The 18,443-nt window shown below is 61.2% G+C and carries 16 protein-coding genes; 11 read left to right on the top strand and 5 right to left on the bottom strand.

Annotated features, from left to right (window positions below):
* The coding region (locus tag MHM88_RS15145; protein ID WP_239367110.1) for a hypothetical protein at positions 1 to 132 on the bottom strand (132 nt) is incomplete at its 3' end.
* Between the two features lie 238 nt (positions 133 to 370).
* Here MHM88_RS15145 and cofG point away from each other — a divergent pair.
* From cofG to MHM88_RS15095, 10 genes are all read left to right on the top strand, one after another.
* Complete coding sequence (gene cofG, locus MHM88_RS15140; RefSeq protein ID WP_239367071.1) at positions 371 to 1,513, top strand: 7,8-didemethyl-8-hydroxy-5-deazariboflavin synthase CofG; 1,143 nt, start codon at positions 371 to 373, stop codon at positions 1,511 to 1,513.
* Positions 1,510 to 2,787, top strand: a complete 1,278-nt coding sequence (gene cofH / locus MHM88_RS15135; RefSeq protein WP_239367068.1) for a 5-amino-6-(D-ribitylamino)uracil--L-tyrosine 4-hydroxyphenyl transferase CofH — start codon at positions 1,510 to 1,512, stop codon at positions 2,785 to 2,787. The genes cofG and cofH overlap by 4 nt, the downstream gene beginning before the upstream one ends.
* Positions 2,784 to 3,752 carry a 2-phospho-L-lactate transferase gene (gene cofD, locus MHM88_RS15130; protein WP_239367065.1) on the top strand — a complete coding sequence of 323 codons (969 nt, stop codon included), beginning with the start codon at positions 2,784 to 2,786 and terminating at the stop codon, positions 3,750 to 3,752. The genes cofH and cofD overlap by 4 nt, the downstream gene beginning before the upstream one ends.
* The gene (gene cofC / locus MHM88_RS15125; protein WP_239367062.1) at positions 3,749 to 4,402 is read left to right on the top strand and encodes a 2-phospho-L-lactate guanylyltransferase; all 654 of its coding nucleotides are present in this window, start codon (positions 3,749 to 3,751) and stop codon (positions 4,400 to 4,402) included. Before cofD ends, cofC begins: the two co-directional genes overlap by 4 nt.
* The gene (gene cofE / locus MHM88_RS15120; RefSeq protein ID WP_239367059.1) at positions 4,399 to 5,172 is read left to right on the top strand and encodes a coenzyme F420-0:L-glutamate ligase; all 774 of its coding nucleotides are present in this window, start codon (positions 4,399 to 4,401) and stop codon (positions 5,170 to 5,172) included. Before cofC ends, cofE begins: the two co-directional genes overlap by 4 nt.
* Positions 5,169 to 5,837, top strand: a complete 669-nt coding sequence (gene npdG, locus MHM88_RS15115) for an NADPH-dependent F420 reductase (RefSeq protein ID WP_239367039.1) — start codon at positions 5,169 to 5,171, stop codon at positions 5,835 to 5,837. The genes cofE and npdG overlap by 4 nt, the downstream gene beginning before the upstream one ends.
* A gap of 41 nt (positions 5,838 to 5,878) precedes the next feature.
* Positions 5,879 to 6,919, top strand: a complete 1,041-nt coding sequence (locus MHM88_RS15110) for a TIGR03842 family LLM class F420-dependent oxidoreductase (protein ID WP_168577381.1) — start codon at positions 5,879 to 5,881, stop codon at positions 6,917 to 6,919.
* Positions 6,920 to 7,120: 201 nt separating this feature from the next.
* Positions 7,121 to 7,744, top strand: coding sequence for a TetR family transcriptional regulator C-terminal domain-containing protein (locus MHM88_RS15105; RefSeq protein WP_239323134.1), 624 nt, complete (start codon positions 7,121 to 7,123; stop codon positions 7,742 to 7,744).
* A 450-nt stretch (positions 7,745 to 8,194) separates the two neighbouring features.
* Positions 8,195 to 11,611, top strand: a complete 3,417-nt coding sequence (locus MHM88_RS15100; RefSeq protein WP_239367036.1) for a glycosyltransferase — start codon at positions 8,195 to 8,197, stop codon at positions 11,609 to 11,611.
* Positions 11,608 to 14,166, top strand: coding sequence for a DUF3131 domain-containing protein (locus MHM88_RS15095; protein ID WP_239367033.1), 2,559 nt, complete (start codon positions 11,608 to 11,610; stop codon positions 14,164 to 14,166). The genes MHM88_RS15100 and MHM88_RS15095 overlap by 4 nt, the downstream gene beginning before the upstream one ends.
* A gap of 44 nt (positions 14,167 to 14,210) precedes the next feature.
* Here the strand turns inward: MHM88_RS15095 and MHM88_RS15090 are convergent, their stop codons facing one another.
* From MHM88_RS15090 to MHM88_RS23135, 4 genes are all read right to left on the bottom strand, one after another.
* A complete protein-coding gene (locus tag MHM88_RS15090; RefSeq protein WP_239367030.1) occupies positions 14,211 to 14,885 on the bottom strand; it encodes a hypothetical protein in 675 nt (224 codons plus the stop codon).
* A gap of 248 nt (positions 14,886 to 15,133) precedes the next feature.
* Positions 15,134 to 15,634, bottom strand: coding sequence for a hypothetical protein (locus MHM88_RS15085; RefSeq protein ID WP_239323138.1), 501 nt, complete (start codon positions 15,632 to 15,634; stop codon positions 15,134 to 15,136).
* Positions 15,631 to 16,329, bottom strand: coding sequence for a helix-turn-helix transcriptional regulator (locus MHM88_RS15080; RefSeq protein WP_239367027.1), 699 nt, complete (start codon positions 16,327 to 16,329; stop codon positions 15,631 to 15,633). Before MHM88_RS15080 ends, MHM88_RS15085 begins: the two co-directional genes overlap by 4 nt.
* Before the next feature lie 588 nt (positions 16,330 to 16,917).
* The gene (locus tag MHM88_RS23135) at positions 16,918 to 17,049 is read right to left on the bottom strand and encodes a hypothetical protein (RefSeq protein WP_255729723.1); all 132 of its coding nucleotides are present in this window, start codon (positions 17,047 to 17,049) and stop codon (positions 16,918 to 16,920) included.
* 48 nt (positions 17,050 to 17,097) lie between these two features.
* Here MHM88_RS23135 and MHM88_RS15075 point away from each other — a divergent pair, with 48 nt between their 5' ends.
* The gene (locus tag MHM88_RS15075) at positions 17,098 to 18,354 is read left to right on the top strand and encodes a hypothetical protein (protein WP_239367024.1); all 1,257 of its coding nucleotides are present in this window, start codon (positions 17,098 to 17,100) and stop codon (positions 18,352 to 18,354) included.
* Positions 18,355 to 18,443: the final 89 nt, after the last annotated feature.

Below are 18,443 nucleotides of genomic sequence, written 5' to 3'. Positions count from 1 at the left end.
CCCCGCAGCCTCACCCGCGCCAGCCTCGATACAGCACTCAAACCCCAGCTTCTGAAGATCCTTGGCCGAGGCTGGCGTCATCGCTACACGCGACTCGCCAGTCGCCAACTCTCGCGGCGTTCCTATTCGCACTTTGATGTCCTCCCTTAGCGTGACAGCCCTCCTCCCAAAGGACCGTCACGAGCAAGAGGGAGTATTTGATTGTTTTACTTAGTAGTCAATAAATTTCAGAAGATGATTTTTATGTCATAATTTATCAACTGCTTAACCACTTCACTCACATCCGTATGTTTCATTTTTTGATCTACAGCTAAAAAAATATTTGACAGCTGCCACCCTGACCCACAATCCTTGAGGCAGGGAGGACACCATGAATACCCAATCGCTCAGCACAGGCACGGCCTGGGCGGAGGCGGGAGATCTGCGCGCCTTGATGAGCCGCGCGGCCCAAATCCGTGATGCCCAATGGGGCCGGACGATCACCTATTCGCGCAAGGCATTCGTGCCTCTGACCAACATGTGTCGCGACACCTGCGGCTATTGCACCTTCGTCAAACACCCGGACTCGCCCGAGGCCAATATCATGACGCCGGAGGAGGTTCTGGCGACCGCGCAAAAGGGCGAACAGGAGGGCTGCAAAGAGCTGTTGTTCAGCCTCGGAGAAAAGCCGGAACTGCGCTATGCCAAGGCCCGCGCGGGGCTGGAACGGCTTGGGTACAGCCGCCTCAACGACTACCTGCGCGACATGTGCGAGCTGGTGCTGAAGGAGACCACGCTCCTGCCGCATGTGAATGCGGGCACGCTCACCGACGATGAAATCGACGTTTTGCGCCCGGTCGCGGCCTCCATGGGGATGATGCTGGAAACCGTCAGCCGTCGCCTGACCCGCCGGGGCCATCCGCATTTTGCCTGCCCCGACAAGGTGCCGGTCCAGCGCTTGCGCACGCTGGAACGCGCAGGCGAGAAACAGGTGCCCTTCACCACCGGTCTGTTGATCGGGATTGGCGAGAGCTTTGCCGAGCGCATCGAGGCGCTGCACGCGATCAACGCAGCCCATGCCCGCCACGGCCACATCCAAGAAGTGATCATCCAGAATTTTCAGCGCAAACCCGATATCGAGATGGCGCAGCACCCGGAGCCCACACTGGAGGACATGCTGCGCACCATTGCAGCGGCGCGGATCATCCTGTCACCGGACATCAGCCTGCAAGCGCCCCCCAATCTCAGCGCGCGTCACATCGCCTATCTTGAGGCCGGCATCAACGATTGGGGCGGCATTTCGCCGGTCACCATCGACTTTATCAACCCACAACATGAATGGCCGGAAATCCGGTCGCTGGATCGGTCCTGCACGGAGGCCGGATTTGAGCTGCGCGAAAGGCTGACCGTCTATCCCCGCTACCTGACCAAAGAGACCGATTTCATCAACCCCGCCGTCCTGCGCCGCGCCCATGGCATGGCCGGCACCAATGGGCTGGCCCGCGAACAACGGCATATGGGAGAGACCGCATGACCATCCGGCAAACGATTGAATCCCCGACAGCAGCAGTACACGCCCTGACCGATGGCGCCTCCGCCCCGATCCGGCAAATCCTCGACAAGGCCCTGAGCGGCGGCGAGGTTAGCGAAGCCGAAGGCGTCAGCCTCTTTAAAACCAGCGGTGCAGATGCGGAAGCCGTGTATCGCACCGCAAATGAGCTGCGTCGACGCACCAACGGCGATCACGTTTCCTTTGTGGTCAATCGCAATATCAACTTCACCAATATCTGCTACATGGGCTGCCGGTTCTGCGGCTTTGCCAAGCGCAGCGAGGACGCGGGGGCCGAATGGCTCTCACCCGAACAGGTGGTAGAGCGCGCGCAAGAAGCCTGGGATCGCGGCGGCACTGAGGTCTGCATTCAGGGCGGTCTGCACCCCAAGATGGAAGGCACCTATTACCGCGACATCGTGCGCGCCATTAAGGCGGCGCTGCCGGACATGCATATTCACGCCTTCTCCCCCTTCGAGATCTGGTATGGCGCGTCCAAGACCAAGATGTCCTATCACGACTTCCTCGCGGACCTGAAGGACGCGGGCCTTGGCTCTATGCCGGGCACTGCGGCCGAAATCCTCGACACCGAAGTGCGCCTGCAACTGACCAAGAACAAGCTCAGCGCCGAGAAATGGGTGGAGATCATCCGCGCCGCGCATGAGGTCGGCATCCCCACCACGGCAACCATCATGTACGGCCATATTGACGCGCCCGAACATTGGGCCGCGCATATCCGCCTGCTGCGCGACATCCAGAAAGACACCGGCGGCTTTACCGAACTGGTGCCGCTGTCCTTTGTCCATACCGAGTCGCCTCTGTGGTCGGAAAACCCCGACAAGGTCCGCCCCGGCCCCACCGCGCTGGAGGTCGATCTGATGCATGCGGTCTCGCGCATCATGCTGCACGGCTGGATCGACAATATTCAGGTCAGCTGGACCAAGCTCGGCGCGGCCCGCGCCCAGCAGATGCTGGCGCGTGGCGTCAACGACCTTGGCGGCACCTTGATGAATGAGAGCATCTCGCGCGCGGCGGGCTCCGATCACGGGCAGGAAATCACCGCAAAGGAACTGGTCCAGATGATCCGCGCCGCTGGCCGGGTGCCGGTGCGCCGCAACACCATCTACGAGGTGCGCGACATCTATGACGATCACGACCCAGAGGATCTGGCCCCATTGGTGGATCGTCGCGGGCGCAACCCGCTGGATTTCCTCCAGATGTTCCCAGAACGCAGCACCACGCTGGAGGCCGCGGAATGAGCGACACATCCCAAACAAAGGTCACACTCCTTGCGGGGGGCGTCGGCGGGGCAAAGATGGCCGAAGGGTTGGCCGCGCTACCGGATGTGGCGCTCAGCGTGATTGGCAATGTGGCGGATGACGACAGCTTTCACGGGCTGTGGGTCTCGCCCGATATCGATACGCTGACATATAGCCTTGCCGATGTGATCGACCGCCAACAGGGCTGGGGTGTCGCTGATGAGGGCCACCGGGCGCTCGAGACCTTAAAAACCCTCCGGGCAGACACTTGGATGTCGCTTGGGGATCGGGACTTTGGCCTGCATATTTATCGCACACAGCGCCGCCTGAAGGGGGATCGCCCCAGCGACATCGCCCGCGACGTCGCCCGCGCCTTTGGCGTCGGTGCCGAGATCCTGCTGCCCACGGATGACCAAGTGCAAACCCGTGTGCGCACCGATGCGGGCTGGCTCAGCTTTCAGGAATATTTCGTTCGCGAACGCTGCGCGCCCGATGTGCGGGAGCTGTCCTTTGACGGCATCACGCAGGCAAAACCAACCCCAGAGGCACTGGCCGCGATCACCTCCGCCGATCTGATCGTCATTGCGCCCTCAAACCCGCTGGTCAGTATCGCGCCGATCCTTAGCATTCCGGGCATTGGCGAAGCGGTAAACTCCGCCCGCGCGCCCAAGGTGGCGGTCAGCCCCTTTATCGCGGGCAAGGTCGTCAAAGGCCCCGCCGACAGGATGATGGCGGCTCTTGGCGAACGGGCAGACGCGGTAGGGGTTGCCCAGCGCTACCGTGGTGTGGTGGACGCGCTGTTCATCGACCACGTCGATGCCGCCCTTGCGCCAGAGATCCAAACCATCGGTCCAACGCCGATCTGCTCTGCGATCCTGATGCGCGATCTCAAAGATAAAACACGCATGGCGCGTGAAATCGTCGACTTCCATCACGACCATGCCCGCAAAGGAGCCGCCGCATGACGGCCCTCACGCAAAAGCGGCTGGTGGTCATCCCGATGAAAGACCCCTCTCGCGCCAAGACCCGGCTCGGCGCGGCGCTGGATGCCAACGGGCGCGCAGGCATCGCTCTGGCGCTGTTTCGGGCAACGCTCAATCACCTGTCCGAGGCGCTTATGTTGCTGCCCCACGGCAGCGCCGACATCGCGGTACTCACCTCCAGTCCGGAGATTTCCCGCATCGCCAGGCGCGCAGGCGTCGCCCTGATTGATGACGAGGGCCTCGACGGCCTGTCTCAATCACTGGAAGTGGCCGCCGCATGGGGCGCGCGCCAAGGCTACAATGCAATCTGCATCCTGCCCGGTGATCTCGCCGCGCCCAAGGCTTGCGATCTTGCCCGCTTGCTGAGCCACGACCTCGCGCAAGGGCGCGCCGTGTTTTGCCCATCGGCGGATCTGGGCACCAATGCGCTCTTGGCCCCGCTGCCCTGCCCGTTTCGGTTTCAGTATGGCCCCAACTCCGTGGTGCATCACCGCCGCGCGGCAGAACGGGCCGGGCTTTGGCCCGTCATCCTGCCGCTCGAGAGCCTGCGGATCGATGTCGACACCGTTGAGGACCTCGGCCACCTGCTCGCCCGCAACCCGCAACTCCTTGCGCAGGAGGCCACCCTATGAGCCTGAGCGTCACCCTCATCGCCCTGCCCGGCGTGCCCGACATTCAAAACGGCGACAATCTCTCGGCCATATTCGCCGACTGCCTGAGCAAAGCCGATCTTCCCTTGCGGGACGGCGACATTCTCAGCGTGGCGCAGAAGGTCTTTTCCAAGGCCGAGGGCTGCATCATTCCGCTTGCCAGCGTGACGCCCTCACCCGAGGCCCTTCGGTATGGCGAAGAGCTGAACAAAGACCCCCGCAAGGTCGAGGTGGTCCTGCGCGAAAGCACCCGCGTCGTGCGCTCGTTCAAACGCCCCGACCAGAACGAGGGGACGATGATCTGCGAACACCGGCTTGGGTTCATTTCGGCCAATGCGGCGGTGGATCAGTCCAATTTCGGCGAAGAAGACGCCGCCATGGTGCTGCCCAAAGACCCGGACGCAAGCTGCGCGCGGCTGCAGCGTGATCTGGCGGAGCACTTTGATGCCCGTATCGGCGTGGTGATGACCGACACCTTCGGCAGGCCATGGCGGCTGGGTCAGGTCAATGTGGCGATCGGCCTTTCCAAGGTGCCCGCCACCATCCGCGAACAGGGCAATCTGGACGCGTGGGGCCGCCCGCTGGAGGTCACCGAACCGGCATTTGCCGATGAAATCGCCGCCGCCACCGGCCTCGTGGTGCGCAAGAACGGGCGCACCCCGGCTGTGCTGTTGCGCGGGCTCGACTGGCAGCCCGCCGACAGCCGCGGCGCCGACATACTCAGGAAAAAACAGGAGGATATGTTCAGATGAAGATCGCGATCATTGGCGGCACCGGGCCGCAAGGACAGGGTCTGGCACTGCGGTTTGCCCGCGCTGGGATTGAGGTCGCCCTTGGCTCTCGCGACGCCGAGCGCAGTGCCGGGATCGCCGCCGAGCTGATGCAGAAACTGCCCGAAGGCTCTGCCGAAATCTCCGGCCTTGGCAATGTCGAGGCGACGCAAGCCGCCGATCAGATGGTGATCTGCGCCGTGCCTTGGTCAGCCCACAACGCAACACTCACGACGCTCAAACCGCACCTCGCGGACAAGATCCTTGTCGATATCGTGGTGCCACTGGCCGAGGGCGACCCGAAAAAGGTCGATATGCCGCCAGAAGGCTCTGCCACCGAGGCCGCACAGGCCTTGCTTGGCGATGAGATCCCGGTGGTGGGCGCGTTGCACAATGTCTCCGCCACCACGCTCAACAACCTCGATTGGGATATCAACTGCGACATCCTGATCTGCGGCAACAGCCTGCCCGCCCGCAAACAGGTGATGGAGCTGGTCGGCGCGCTGGATGTGCAGACCTACAATGCAGGTGATGCACAATCTGCCCGCTGCATCGAGGCGATCACCCCGATCCTGATCCGTCAGAACATCTCAAAGGCGGTGCCCTTCACCCATGCGGGCATCCGCATCTGCGCCCCCGATCACTAAACCCACACAGCATAAAAACCTATTCCAACACGGAGGAAGACATGGAATTCGGAATTTGTTTCAAAGGCTTCGTTGAACCTGACCGCGCCCGCGCCCTTGTGCGTCAGGCCGAGAATGCAGGCTTCACCTATTGCTGGTTCTACGACAGCCACATCCTGTGGCGCGAGAGCTTCGTGGCGATGGCGATGTGCATGGAGCACACGGAAAACATGCGTTTTGGCCCGCTGGTCACCAACCCCAACTCGCGCGAATGGTCGGTTGCAGCCTCGCTGTTCGGCTCGCTCGCCAAACAGTCCGGCGGCCGCTTCGACATTGGCCTCGGGCGCGGTGACAGCGCCGTGCGCGTGATGGGCAAGAAACCCTCGACGATCAAGCGGATGGAAGAATTCACCCATGTGGTGAAATCCCTGATCCGCGGCGAAGAGGTTCAATATGGCGAATGCCCGGAACCAGTGAAGTTCCCTTGGGCCAGCGGTTATGAGCTGCCGGTCTGGATTGGTGCCTATGGCCCCAAGGCGCTGGCCTCGGCTGGCAAGGTGGGCGACGGCGTGGTGCTGCAGATCGCAGAACCCAAGATCGTCAAATGGCTGGCAGATCAGGCCAAGGCCGGCGGCGAAGCGGAAGGCCGCGATATGTCGAGCTATCGCGTGATGGCGGCCGCGCCTGCGCACACCGGCCCGATCGAGGAAGGCATCGAGAAGACCAAGTGGTTCCCTGCCATGGTCGGCAACCATGTCGCTGACATCGTGGAGAAATACGGCACCGACGGCGATCACGTACCGACCAGCCTGACCGACTACATCAAGAACCGCAAAGGCTATGACTATTCCAAGCACGGCCAGAGCGATAACCCCTATCTGGACTTCATCACCGAAGACATCGTGAAGAGCTTCTGCGTGCTGGGCACCCCGGACGAACATATCGCCAAGCTGCGCGATCTGGAGGCCGCCGGGACCACCCAGTTCAACATCTACCTCGACAGCGGAGATGAAGAGAAAATCATCGCCGATTACGGCGAAAAGATCATCCCGGTGTTCCAACAAGAAGCCGCCGCCAAAAAAGCTTCACTGGCCGCATCCTGACCTCACAACTCCCCGAGACAACTGGCCAGCAGGCGGGCACATGTTGCCCGCCTGTTTTTTGGCTCACGCAAATGTCACCCCGTTGGATTTCCAATCGCCCCCTTTTCCAGCCCCGCTCGCCCACGGGCGCTAGTCACGCGCTTTGACATGTGCCAATAGGTGCGCAACTTTATTTCAGCTTACAAATGGCGGATCCGTTAGATGGCGCGCATGTCAGATGCAAAACCCAGAACCAAGATTCAGCGTCAAAAAACCGAGCAAATCCTGACTGCGGCTCTGGAAGTTTTTGCCCTTCACGGGTCATCGGGCGCCTCCATCAACATGATCGCCAAAACGGCAGGGCTGACCACGCCCAACCTGCTCTATTATTTCGAGAGCAAGGACGCGATCCGCAAGGAACTCCTGTCGCGCACGCTGCAACTGTGGATGGCGCCGCTCAGCATGCTCAGCCCCCACGGCGATCCGGTGGAAGAAATCTGTCACTACATCCGCCGCAAGCTGGAGATTTCAAAGAACTTCCCCAAGGAGAGCAAGTTCTTTGCCAATGAGATCCTCAGCGGCCTGCCGCAATCCCGCAGCGAGATTTTTGGCCCGCTCAAGGAACTGTTCAACGCCAAGATCCAGGTCCTGGAGGGCTGGATGCAGGATCAGCGCATGGCCAGGGTCGATCCGCATCACCTGCTGTTTTCCATCTGGGCCACCACCCAGCACTATGCGGATTTCGACGTGCAGATCGAGGAAATCGCCCCGGCGAAGCTGCAAGAGAGATACGAGGAAGCCGAGGCCTTCCTGATCGATATGTACAAGAAGCTCCTCACACTCTGACCCCGCGCAGTGCGTCCCTCACGATAGCCGCGCCCGACAGTCGGGGCCCCGCGCCCCGCATCGCCCAAAACCCGAAAAGTGTAGCGCCGCGATTCGAAAGTGTATTTCCGCGCGCTCCAAAGGCCAGACTGGGCCATGATCGGGCAACAATCGGGCTGGATCTCGCGGATTATCACCACAAGTTCATTAAAATTTCTCGCAATTTCTCGCTAATATAAAGACAATTTTGACATTTGGTCTGATCGGCGGAAGTCTGCTGGGCATAGATCAATGGATCCCACGCTGCCGCTTCACGGGTGGGGACCTTCGCCGCAGGGCGGCGGGCGGCAGCTTGGGACCGATACCGGTTTTGTGGGGGACCGTGCGAGCAATTGTGCAGGGTACAATTGCGGCAGGCGTGCGCTTGTCGCGTGAGGCTGTGATGCCGGCAGTTTGCGGGGAGCAATCCCTGTGAACAGATTTGCATTCCACTACGAGAAGCTGACGGTCAGCTCCGAGACCGGCAAGGTCTTTGCCGACCCGAAACAGATACGCCGGCGGCGCCTGCTGCAGGCGGTGATCTTGCTTCTTGCCGTCGCGCTGGCCTGGCTTGCACTGTTTCTGAACGGCGCCCTGTCCTGGCAAACCGCGTTCCAGGATGTCAGTGCCTATTGGTCCCGAGAGGATCGTCAGGACCCACTGGAGACGTTTGACCGGACGCTGCCACCGGATGTGCAGCTCGCATCTCTTGCAGCGGCACCGAAACGTGACACGCGTTGTGCCCCGACCGAGCAGCCCTATTTTGCCGCCATGGCGGATGCGGCGGCGCCGGTAGTCTTTGCCCATGTGCCCAGCACCTATGATTGGGCGCACCTGTCCCTGCCCGACAGCTGCGAGCAGATCGGGGTCCTGGTGCCGGACTGGCTGCGTATCGAAGCAGACGCCACCGGCCCGGCTCTCACCCTCGAAAGCGCCGAAAGCCGCGTGATGGTAGAGGACTTCCGGGCGCAATCCGCCGCCACACCGGACCTGATGCCAACGGTCATGATTGATCCCGGCCCGCAGAAAGAGGCCTTTTTCACCGCGTTGAGCACGCCGGACACCGCCACGCGCATGGCGACCGAGCTCGCCACGACGCTGACCCTGCTCTATGCGCAGGGGGCCTGCCTGAACATCCTTGACTTCAACGAAGCGGACCTGCCCCGGCTGCTGCCCTTCTTGGAAACGCTGGCAAACCGGTTTGACGCAGACGGTTTCACGGCCTGTCTGATCCTGAGCGGGACCGACGCCCTGTGGCGGACCCCGGAAGCCACAGATCTGTTCGACACCGTCATCCTGAAGCTCTTTCACGAACCCTGGGTCGGTGCGGCACCTGCACCGCTGGCGCCGGATGCCTGGTTCGCCGAAACGGCAAAGGCAGCCGCAGAGACACTCGGCAAGGACAAACTGGTGGTCGCGCTTGGCAGCTTTGCCGTTGAATGGACCTCCGGGGTGCCGATGCCGCGGACGATGCCCTACGCAGAGGCCATGGACAAAATTGCGGCCACAGGCGCAAAGCTGCGCTACAGCGCGAAGGTCTCTGGCAGTCTCAGCTCCTTTCGGGATGCAAACGGGCGTCAGCACAAAATCTGGATGCAGGACGCAGCGTCCATACAGAACCAGCTCGCCACGCTGACCGACCTGGGGATCGCCAGCACCGGCATCTGGTCGCTCGGCCAAGAAGACCCCGGCGTCTGGACGGTGTTGCGAAACCGCGGCAGCTCCGCCGATGAACTGAGCGCAGCGCTGGCGCTGGTGCAGCTGAAAAACTTTGTCCAATACTCCGGCGAAGGGGCGTTTCTGAAACTCAAGCAGCGGCTCTCTCCGGGCATTCGGCAAGTGCGTATCGATGACGAAACCGGGCGGGTGACAGCGCAGAGCTACGACCTGATGCCCCGCCCCTACGCGCTTGAACGCTATGGCAAACCCGAAGGCAAACAGGTGGCATTGACCTTTGACGACGGCCCGCATCCTGAGTTTTCGCCACAGGTGCTTGATATCCTAGAGGCGGAATCCGTACCGGCAGCGTTCTTTGTCACCGGATCTGCGGTCATGGAAGCGCCGGATGTGCTGCGCCGCATCGTCGATGAGGGGCACGAGATCGGGGCTCACACGTTTTCACACCCGCGAATGGACCAGATCTCGCGAACCCGTGTCGATCTGGAGTTCTCGCTGCTCGACAAGATCATTGCCGGTGCGGTCGGACGCAAGGCCATGCTCTATCGTGAACCGTTCCAGCGCAGCGGCGGCCCGATCAGCGCCGCCCGCGTCGCGTCACTGGAACCGGCCCTGGACCGGGGACTGGAAGTCGTGGGCATGGATATAGTCCCGCGCGACTGGGACGGCTGGAGCGCGCGCGAGATCGCGGATTTCGTCATCTCCGAGGTGCAGAATGATCGCGGCAACATGATCCTTCTGCATGACGGTGGCAAAGATCGTTCCGCAACGGTCGAGGCGCTGCCGCTCATCATTTCCGGCCTGCGCGACACGGGATACAGCTTCACCACGCTGGCGAACCTGGCAAACACCACACGCGCCGACATCATGCCGGTGGCCGAGGGTGGATATCAGACGCTTGACCGGGTGTCGTTTTCCATGGTCGCCTGGATGCGCCATGCGGTCGTGACCGCCTTCTGGGTGGCGCTGGCCATTGGCATCACCCGTTCGCTGGCCGTGCTTGTCCTCTCGGTCCTGAACTGGCGCGGGCGTCGTCCCGTCAGCCTGGTGGAACCGCGCGTTGCCGTTATCATCCCGGCCCACAACGAGGAAAAAGTGATCCGCACCTGTATCGAAAGCGTCCGCGCCAGCGACTATCGCAATCTGGAGATCATCGTGGTGGATGATGGGTCTTCGGACAATACGCTGACAGAAGTGTTCCGCTTCAGCCACAAACAGGACGTGCGCCTGATTTCCCAGCCCAATCAGGGCAAGTGGAGCGCATTGAACCGGGCCCTGCTGAACGTCGACGCCGAGATCGTGGTCTGCATCGATGCCGACACCCAGATCGAGCGCAGCGCGATCCGTCATCTGGTCAAACAGTTCAACGACCCGAAGGTCGGCGCGGTCGCGGGCAAGATCATGGCTGGCAACAAGGTCAATCTGCTGACCCGGCTGCAAGCGTTCGAATACGCCACGTCGCAAAATGTCGACCGCCGGGCCTTCGATCTGATCAATGGCATCCTTGTCGTACCCGGTGCATTGGGCGCCTGGCGGCGCTCCGCGCTGCGCAAGGCCGGGCTGTTCAGTGATGCCACCATGACCGAAGACACCGACCTGACCATTCAGGTCAACCGGGCCGGATACCGCGTCGTCTACGAGCCCCGCGCCCGCGGCTACACCGAAGTCCCCGAGCGCATCGGCCAATTGCTCAAGCAGCGGCTGCGCTGGTCGTTTGGCATGTTCCAAAGCGCGTGGAAGCACAAACGTGCCTTTTTCGAAGGCCGCATGGTCGGGCTGATCTCCATTCCCGACATGTTTATCTTCGGCTACCTCTTCCCGCTTCTGGCACCGATCGCTGATCTGTTTGTGCTGGTCCTGCTCTACAATTTGGTTGCCGGCGGCTGGGGCGAGCTTGACACCACGCTTGCCGCCCAGCCCACGCATTACCTTTGGGCCTATCTCACCCTCCCGGCCCTCGAGATCCTGATCGCCGCATTTGCGCTGGCGCGAGACGAGGATGAGAGCCTCTGGTCCTTGCTGCTGTTCCCGATCCATCGTGTGTTCTATCGCCCGCTGCTGTATTACTCTGTTATCCGGGCGATCCTGCGCGCGGTGACCGGGCGCCTTGCGAGCTGGGGAACACAGAAACGACTGGGACGCGACTACAGTCTCGCGACGGGGGGCGCATGAGACGCCGGCACTTTTTGAAAACCGTGGCCGCCAGCGCTGGCCTGATGCCGATCCGGAGCCTCGCCTCCGATTTCCTCGGCGCTGTCGCCCCCCAGAGCTATCCGGTCATTTCGGGCATCGATTCCCGCACCGCTGTGCCGCAGTTGATTGCGGTTCTGGATGCCTTCTGGGAGCGCAACATCCCCGTCACATGCCTGGTGCACCCCTTTGACGAGACCGGCCGCGCCCTGGATGGCAACCATGCGCTGTCGCGTCTGCTGTCCGGCTATGTTCTGGGGGGCAGCGGTATCGAAATCGCACCGTTCGTGCCGGACCTGGCAAGTCTGTCGCCGCATTTTCAGGCGCGCGCGGCCCATGACGCGCTGGCCGCGCTGACGCAGATGCTGCGCCCTGCAGAACAGGCCCGCTCCGCTCCGGTTCCGATCCAGACCATCGCCTGTCATGAGGCACCCCGCCCCGCCTCTCCGGAAGCGGTGCGGACGGCCGGCCTGATCAATGTGCTGGTCATTCCGGACCACAGCGCCCCCACGCGGTCCCAAACCTGGGACAATGGCGTCGTGCGGTTGTTCGGCGGCTTCCGCAGCCGGATTGACGCGCGTCCTGCACCGCCCTTTGAAGAGGCCGCCACACAGACCATCCACTATCTGTCGGCGCCGTCGTTTTCGCGCCTGCCGATGGCAGAGGTTATTCCCGCTGCGGCCAACTTCGCAGAGACGCTTGCGGATCAGGAACTCGAGGGGCGCTTTTCACTGCTGCCGCTTGCCGACCTGCAACTGCGTGACAACTACCAGTTCCGCAGGCTGGTCAGCCTTCATATCCTCGAACCGCTGCCCGAAGAGACCACCGCCCAGGCGGGCTTTGCGGCTCTGACGGCGCGACTTGACGCGCTTGAAATCCCCTTCACGGTGGGGCCGGATCGCGGTGACACCAAAGACAGTGTCGAAACCGGACTTTGGATACCGCTGGAGCGCGGTGCCACAGATGAGGAAGCGCAGGAGGGATGGCCCCCGCCCCATCCGATCGAATTTCTGGCGTCCGACCACAGCACCGGCATCCGCACCACCCGGCCCCTGGCCACCGGCATCGCTGTCCGGTTCCCCACCGGACCAAACGCGGCAGCCGGTCTGGCAGCCGACGGCGCGCTCACCCTGCCCTTGCGGCGCCTTTCTGCGCCTGTCAGCGCAGCCGGCGTGGCACAGGCCTTTGCGGGCATCCGAGATCTCTGCGTGCAGATTTCTCCGGCGCCCTTTGCCTCGGCCGTCGCCCTACGCGAGCTGAGTGATGCCCTGTCCGCCCTGAGGGCCGACACGGTCACGACGTTCCAATCCCTGCCGGAACGTGCACGCCTGCTCGCGCCCAAGGGGCCGATCCCCACCCGACACCGACGGGTCGCCGCTGCGCAGCCGGGATTGCTGACCCGGCACCCTCGTGACACGGCACCCACCCGCGAAGAGCTGCTGGAGGATGCGCAGGTCGCCTGGCGCTATATTGAAAGGTTCACCCATCCCGAAACCGGTCTGTGCCCGGCAACGGTGAATTTCTCCCCCGGCGGCCGGCTGCATGAAACCGTCACTATGTGGGACGTGGGCAGTCAGATAAATGCACTCGTCGCGGCAAAGCAGATCGGCTTGATCGACGCCAACCAGCATGACACGGCCATTCGCCGCATTCTGCCCAATATCGTCGGACGCGTTTCACAGGATCGGCGCCTGCCGCAAGGCTGGATCCGGACCGATAGGCTGAAGTGGGGCAACAAGAACTTCGACGGGTGCGACGCCGGTCGGCTCTTGGCAGCCTTGGACAATCTGCGTCGGCACAGCACCTTTGGCGATGAGCTACAGGAACTGGTCGCGAATTACGACCTCGACAAGGTCATCTTCGATGGCGAGATCCACTCGGTCATCGACGGCACGCTCAAGTCGACGATCGTGTCCCATTGCGCCCACTACGCCGCCCTGGCGTTTCGGCGCTGGGGGCTGGAGGTGCGTTCACCTTACGAGGTCTTCTCTGGTCGATCTGCCACCGACGGCCAGATGGCGCTACTGGAAGCCGCCGCCAGAATTGGCCCCTTTGGTGCGGAACCATTGCTGCTCGAGGCCATGGAGCTCGGCATGTCGCCGGAAAGCGCCTATCTCGCAGATGTCCTTTTTTCGACACAGATCGAGGAGTATCAGGACAGCGGCCGGTTGATCTGTGTATCAGAAGGTCCCATCGACCGCAGCCCGTGGTTTCTGTACCAGGGCCTGCAGCTGGACGCGCCGACGCGCACCTGGGCAATGGACACGGTCGGCCGCGAACCCGAGTACAGAACGCCCGAGTTCGCCAGATCCCACCTCGCCGTCAGCAGCAAAGCCGCCTATCTGTGGTCGGCGTATCAGCCGCACGCCTATTCCGACCGGTTGCGCAACTTTGTACGTGCCACCGCAAAGACGGAGAACGGGTTCTCCTCCAGCATCTTTGTGGAAACAGGGCAAGCCACGAAGCAGTATTCAGACCTCAATACCAACAGCATCATACTCCAGGGGATCGCGCATCACTTGAACGCGTTGGGATGATCCCCGGGAGGTTCAGGCGGCTTTGATCCCCAGTTCAGCCCCAATCAGAACGTCCGACATCCGGTTGCCGAAATTTCACCAGGGAACACCGGATAGCCGGGGCGCGGATTCAAGATCACGGGCTGAATCCCCGTGATGTGACGCATGCAGGCGTCAACAGAAGCTTCGTCATAGCCCCGGCCGCCCACATAGATGTCGATCCAGTCGTGCCCTTTGTGGCCACTGTGGCAGGGGCCCTCCTGGGGCCGAGGACCATCCCCGCACAGATCCTCAACGATGGCGTATTTACGCAGCCGCTCGATATAAAAGCGGGTTCCAGCGGGGTAATCCATGATGCTGCGCCCGCCTCTCTTGACGTGACCGACGGCAAGTGTGACGGGGTCGTCATAGGTCCCCACACCACCCGCGGACCGATGGATCACCGGACGCGCAATCTGGGCAGAGCCACGGGGGGTGTTGTCCCAGTAGCTGTAGCCGGTCAGAAAGGCGTTCATGATTTGTTCCTGATGCGGTGCCACTGTCGCGCGGGTCAGGTTGGGCAAATCATCTTGCACGCTCAGACGGGTGCTGACGCGATTGACAGAGTTGCTGTCAAAACTGCGCGCGCTCCCACACGCGGAAACGGAGGCCACCGCCAAGATGGCCATTACAGATTTAAAAATATCACTCGTCATTTCACCATCCTGCTCAGTAGGAACACTGTTCTGAGCATTCGTCATGCCCAGACCCATGTCCCGCAGATTGGGAAATATTGCTTAACAGAGTACTAAACTTAAAATTGTATAAAGTCCAAGTTTATTAAAATTGAGACTATATGCACGCCAATTATCATCGCACAGGTTTCCATCGCAAGACAGCCCACCCCATTCAGTGAGTTCGTCGGGCAAAGAAATAAGACTGGCCACAAGATAACGCTCTGAAAAACCGAGAGTACGCACCGATATTTCAGGCGGGGTGAATCCGGATCCTACGTCGGAAACCCGAAATCGAGCACGATCGCCCAAATATCCCGATTGACCGCGTGCAGGCTTTCGATGGCGTGTTCGATTCCCGCAATGGCTGTATCGTCGACATCTTCCGTCTGGCCAATTTTCAGCTTGTCCTTGCGATCCGCGATCCGCATCAGGATGGTCCGGGTTGTGCCGGCATCCTTGTCGAACGAGTAGATGCAGTGGTTGTAGCGATTGCGCAGGGCGGATTGCCGCATCATGTCGCGCGTCGCCGAAAGCACGCGCCGTCGCAACTCCGGATCAACATGCTCCAGTTTCACCAGGCGCTCCACCAGTTCGACCCGCGCGCGTGTCGTATTCAGGGTCAGGAACACCACCAGCGCGGTTTCCGTATCGGTTCCGATCAGCCCGGCGATCAGATGGATCAACACGCTCTCGGTATTGGTCCACGTGTAGTTGAGGCGCCCCACCTGCATCAGCAACTGCGAGAAATGGGGATCGCCCTCTTGTGGTGTCATACCCCGCCCGAAGCACGGCTGAGAAAGACGCCGGCCGCCTCCGTCCGATTGCGCACACCAAGTTTCTTGATGATATGATGCATGTGCAGCTTGACCGTATGTTCAGAGAGATCGAGATCAACTGCGATCAGCTTGTTCTGTTTGCCACTTGCGACCAGCTCCAGGATTTCGCGCTCTCTTGGCGTCAGCCGGTTTGCCTTGCGGCTCGGCATCGAGAGCGTGGCGGCCGGGACTGCTTCTCCCTGTCGCGTCAGGAACACCTGCGGCACACAGCATTGGCCCAGGAACAGCAGCCGCAGCATCGACGCCCAGCAATCATACTGCAGGTTCATCGGGAGAAAGCCGAAGCGACCGACATCATCGCGGGCCTGGATCTGATCCAGAAACCTCAGCGCCAGATCTTCATCGAGATAGGCCAGCGCCACACGTTCCGCCGGGCATCGCTCCAGGTTGTCCACCCCGCCGCTGTCCACGCCGGTAAACACTTCCTGCTCGATCAGCGCCAGCTTGATCGGACCGGGGTGTATCACCTCCAGCTCGTCTACGGCCTGTACGCGTATTATTTCAGTTCCGGGAAATTCCAGTTTAATAAGCTCTTCGCATTTCGCGGACACGGTGAGCCCGTTGCCGACAATGGCAATACATACAGTATTCATAATGGCAGCCTCCAAATCGCACTCAGACACATGGGCCATACTTCTGACCCTGGCTCCCAGCACATGCTCGGAGCCTCAACTCATTAAGCTATTCAGGCGATTTCCCTCACGTCACCATTAACATTTCATAAACCATTTGGGCAAGCTGAGATGTGTTAACCGACTGTTTAAACTCATCAATCACAAAGCTAAGCTTATGATCTAGCGTCAAATTTACGAAAATTGAAATCTTGGCGATTTGACATTGTTTAATCTAAAAGCGGATCCGACCCGAGTTGACTTCTCGCAAAAGTTGCGTCTGGGTTTACAGAGAATCAATCCGGCACCGCTCCGAAAGATATAGATCTTCGCCCGGAAAGAATCGCGTTTTTGCAAAAGTTCAATGCCTTGGCGGTCAATGCCGGCCCTGATCCTTCGGCTAGCTAGTTCGCTTTCCTGCTCTGCGTCAGTCTGATCCTGCACCCTCTTTCTGGGTGCTCGGCGCCGGTTCCCTCACATTATTCAGGCCGGACCGACAGGGAGGCCGAGGTTTGTTCCTCGCCTTTAACCAACCGCCCGGGAAATGGCCGCTTTACAGATGACGCGCGGCAGGATCGGGCCTTCGACATAGAAGGAATTTCAATCATGTCAGGTGGAAGACATCCCCATCACTTCTTCGCGCAACTCCAGGGTCAGGGCCAGCTTCAGGGCCAGGGTCAGGCCGAGCTGCAAGCGCAGGGTCAGGGCCAGGGTCAAGACCAGGGTCAGGGTCAGGGACAAGATCAGTCCCAGTCCAGTGAAAACCTGAACCTGAACGGCAACGGGAACATGAACGGCAACCTGAGCCTCAACGGCAATGGCAATGCCAACGGAAACGCGAACGGTAACTGGAACACCAATACCGACAGCGATACCAACACCAATGCCAATGCCAACGCCAATTCGGACAGCAATTCCAATACCAACACCGACACCAACAACAACACCAACAACTCCAACAGCAACCATAACACCAACACCAACACGAACGTGACCGTGGATGTTGGCGTTGGGCTGGAAGGCTACATGCCCGATGATGGTGATTTTGCGGATGTCGATGTGTCTGGCGGTGCCAGCGTCGGTGACGTGCTGATGGCACAAGGCGCGCTGCACTATGACATCGGCGACGACATCAACGTCGAGCGCATCCTGAACAATTCGCTCAACGGTGCCGGCAACGATGTGGCAACCGTCAATGTGATGGGCAACCATCTCAGCGACAACGACACGCTGAACGACCCGGATGTCAGCAATGACAACGGCAACTTCAACAACAGCGGCAGCGCCAACGGCGGCAACGCCAATGCGGACGACGGCATCAATGCCGACGGCGGCAGCGGGTCTTCCGGCGGGGCAGCAGCCTCTGCTGGTGGTGAAGGCCTTGGTGCGGCCTTTGGTGGCTGGGCCGACGGTGGCAACACCAATGGCGGCTCTGGCGGCAACAACAACGGCTCCGCAACCAGCGGCGACGCAGGTGATGCGGGTTCGATCGCAGCCAGCATCGGCGCGGGCATCGGAGCAGCACAAAGTGGTGCCAATGCCGGCGCAGCCGCAGCGGAAGGCGGATTTGACCTTGGTCTTCTGGACTTCCTTGAAGGCGGTGACGCAGCGGCGGCGATCGCAGCGGCGGGGTCCGCGGCCCAGGCGGGTGGCATCGGCATTTCCGGAGGCGCCTCTTCAGGTGCGATCGGTGGTGACGGCGGCCATGCAGGGGTTTCCGGCATGGGCGGCTTCGGCGGCGGCGCCTACAACGGCGGCACCTCGGTTGGTCCGACCAACTCGTCCTCGACCGGTGGCGCGGCTGGCAATGCATCCGGCGGTGACGGCGGTGCTGGCGGCAGCGGCGGCATGTGGGGCTCCCACAACGGTGATGACGGCTTCGTCAACGGCACGTCCTCCGCGTCGGCCGATGCGATCCTCGACACCACGGCGTTCAACCAGTCGATCGCGATGGGCGCCAACGTGCTGGGCAACACAGTGGACATGACCACTGTGGGTCAGAACCTGACCTCGTCCTACTCGATGACCGGCGAAGACGACGCGTAATCGTCCCCGGCGCGGTCCCGGACCGCAGAAAAAACCGGCACGCGCGTGCCCCGCGCGTGCCGACTTAGTCGCCGAATTATCCGGCAGTG

Origin of the sequence: Epibacterium sp. MM17-32, from assembly GCF_022348205.1 — a bacterium.
In the GTDB taxonomy this organism is placed as follows: Bacteria; Pseudomonadota; Alphaproteobacteria; order Rhodobacterales; family Rhodobacteraceae; genus Epibacterium.
Note: the sequence above shows the minus strand (reverse complement) of the source record. Positions and strands in the feature narration are given on the sequence as shown.

Bases quoted from the DNA above. Each gene is read 5' to 3' on its own strand.
- MHM88_RS15095 (WP_239367033.1), top strand. From the start codon at position 11,608: ATGAGACGCCGGCACTTTTTGAAAACCGTGGCCGCCAGCGCTGGCCTG.
- MHM88_RS15080 (WP_239367027.1), bottom strand. From the start codon at position 16,329: ATGGCCCATGTGTCTGAGTGCGATTTGGAGGCTGCCATTATGAATACT.
- cofH (WP_239367068.1), top strand. From the start codon at position 1,510: ATGACCATCCGGCAAACGATTGAATCCCCGACAGCAGCAGTACACGCC.
- MHM88_RS15105 (WP_239323134.1), top strand. From the start codon at position 7,121: ATGGCGCGCATGTCAGATGCAAAACCCAGAACCAAGATTCAGCGTCAA.
- cofG (WP_239367071.1), top strand. From the start codon at position 371: ATGAATACCCAATCGCTCAGCACAGGCACGGCCTGGGCGGAGGCGGGA.
- MHM88_RS15090 (WP_239367030.1), bottom strand. From the start codon at position 14,885: ATGACGAATGCTCAGAACAGTGTTCCTACTGAGCAGGATGGTGAAATG.
- npdG (WP_239367039.1), top strand. From the start codon at position 5,169: ATGAAGATCGCGATCATTGGCGGCACCGGGCCGCAAGGACAGGGTCTG.
- MHM88_RS15075 (WP_239367024.1), top strand. From the start codon at position 17,098: ATGAACGGCAACCTGAGCCTCAACGGCAATGGCAATGCCAACGGAAAC.
- cofD (WP_239367065.1), top strand. From the start codon at position 2,784: ATGAGCGACACATCCCAAACAAAGGTCACACTCCTTGCGGGGGGCGTC.
- MHM88_RS15110 (WP_168577381.1), top strand. From the start codon at position 5,879: ATGGAATTCGGAATTTGTTTCAAAGGCTTCGTTGAACCTGACCGCGCC.
- cofE (WP_239367059.1), top strand. From the start codon at position 4,399: ATGAGCCTGAGCGTCACCCTCATCGCCCTGCCCGGCGTGCCCGACATT.
- cofC (WP_239367062.1), top strand. From the start codon at position 3,749: ATGACGGCCCTCACGCAAAAGCGGCTGGTGGTCATCCCGATGAAAGAC.
- MHM88_RS15085 (WP_239323138.1), bottom strand. From the start codon at position 15,634: ATGACACCACAAGAGGGCGATCCCCATTTCTCGCAGTTGCTGATGCAG.